Raw genomic sequence first — 1,135 nt, forward strand, 5'->3', positions numbered from 1 at the left:
ATCCACCTAAAAACTGCAAAAATTATGAAAAAACAATCTAATCATCAAGCTGACATCAAAAATCCTAACAAGGGTACAAAAGGCACAAACATTACCTACGATAAAAATCAAGGCAATCGTGGCAAACAGCTCAACCCTAACCAAAAAAAGAAATAAAACATATGCTAACAAGTGAACTTCTGCGTGAGGCATTTCTTGAAAAAATTCTGGAAATAGCCTCTTTCAAAGAAAAAGGTCAAAAAATGGGTACACTAATTTTGCAAGACGTTTCCTTTCAAAGATTAGAGTATAAACATTGTCAGAAAATCGCAGAGCTAATGGATTGGGAAGTCAATAGTGTAGCCCGACTTTTTGGAATAAATGAATCTTTTCCTGCCACTAAATTACTTTCCCCCAAGTCTGAAAAAAAGATTTTACAATTTCTTGGTGAGAAAAATATGAGAAGTTTAGAAAGAAAACTCATTTTAGAAGTAGCCATTCAGCAAATTTTAGCCTTGCTACAAGGGTTGAAGTAAATTTTTCAAAATAGCTTTTTAGTTTTGTGTAAAGGCGTTTGCCGAAAAGCCTGTAAGAGAGTAGGCAACTTAAACCAATAAAAAAATGAAAAAAACAGCTTTCATTCTTGTGTTCTTTTTGGGGTTCAATTTTGCTTTTGCCCAAACTACTTGGCAGTGGAAACAGCACAATCTGAAATTTTCTTTGCCTAATGGCTTCAAGGTAAAAAACAATACTGCCAACCACTTCCAAGCTAAAGGGGTAGGAGTGGAGTTTGATATTTTTGTATGGCAAGACCATAAAGTTACAGCTGGCAGTATGAAAGATGCTTTGGTACTTTTAGCCGATACTTATATTGATAACATTAGCCATTACGGCGAACACGACCTTGATGACTTTGAAGGTGCTTATGTCATTGGCGACTACAAGGGCAAAAAGACGATTTTCTTTGGATTTATTGATAAAAGAGGAGGTACCAACTTTTTTGCAGAAGTTATTTTTGATGAAGATGATGACGAAGCTCTTGAAGATGCCTTTCATATTGTAGATAGTATTGATAGAATTGACTAAAATTTATCTTTGGCAAAATCATAGTAAAATTATGGTTTTGCCGAAAATTTCTATTTTCTTATGTTTCACC

2 protein-coding genes are annotated in these 1,135 nt (G+C 34.4%); both read left to right on the forward strand.

Annotated elements, in window-relative coordinates; translation table 11 throughout:
* Positions 1-161: 161 nt before the first annotated feature.
* Positions 162-515 (forward strand): hypothetical protein, encoded by a 354-nt coding sequence (locus Rain11_RS13725; RefSeq protein ID WP_101359937.1) that lies wholly within the window; start codon positions 162-164, stop codon positions 513-515.
* An 85-nt stretch (positions 516-600) separates the two neighbouring features.
* Positions 601-1,065: a hypothetical protein gene (locus Rain11_RS13730; protein ID WP_101359938.1), complete on the forward strand. Its 465-nt coding sequence runs from the start codon at positions 601-603 to the stop codon at positions 1,063-1,065.
* Positions 1,066-1,135 lie beyond the last annotated feature (70 nt).

The organism is Raineya orbicola (assembly GCF_002843425.1).
Classification (GTDB): domain Bacteria; phylum Bacteroidota; class Bacteroidia; order Cytophagales; family Thermonemataceae; genus Raineya; species Raineya orbicola.

Coding starts and splice junctions, on each gene's coding strand:
- Rain11_RS13725 (WP_101359937.1), top strand. CDS start 162: ATGCTAACAAGTGAACTTCTGCGTGAGGCATTTCTTGAAAAAATTCTG.
- Rain11_RS13730 (WP_101359938.1), top strand. CDS start 601: ATGAAAAAAACAGCTTTCATTCTTGTGTTCTTTTTGGGGTTCAATTTT.